1 protein-coding gene is annotated in these 263 nt (G+C 42.2%); it reads right to left on the bottom strand.

The features are described from left to right. Positions 1-243, bottom strand: a 243-nt coding sequence (locus SB725_RS31915) for an IclR family transcriptional regulator C-terminal domain-containing protein (RefSeq protein ID WP_410923461.1), incomplete at its 3' end; no start/stop codon positions are given. Positions 244-263 lie beyond the last annotated feature (20 nt).

The raw sequence follows: 263 nt of genomic DNA, 5'->3' as shown, positions 1-263 counted from the left end.
ATTACGTAGATTGAGAATAGGCGTGGCGATACTGCTGACTTGACTGCCAACCTCATCGTGAGTGACGGCATACCCTAATCTTCTAGTTCGTTCTAAATCTTCCTGTATTTGTTCCATACTATCTTGAAGAGAGGGATTCAACTTCAGCTCTGCTTGGAAATAACTTGCCTGAAATTCAAGTGATCGCATTGCCAAAATCGTTTTACCTGATGCTGAGAGGTGTAATGGCATTGTCTGACCCACGTAAATATTGAAAGAACCAC

This window comes from Pseudomonas sp. SIMBA_041, from assembly GCF_046535095.1.
Lineage (GTDB): Bacteria > Pseudomonadota > Gammaproteobacteria > Pseudomonadales > Pseudomonadaceae > Aquipseudomonas > Aquipseudomonas mucoides.
The sequence above is the reverse complement of the archived record's forward strand: the minus strand, read 5'-3'. Positions and strand labels throughout refer to the sequence as shown.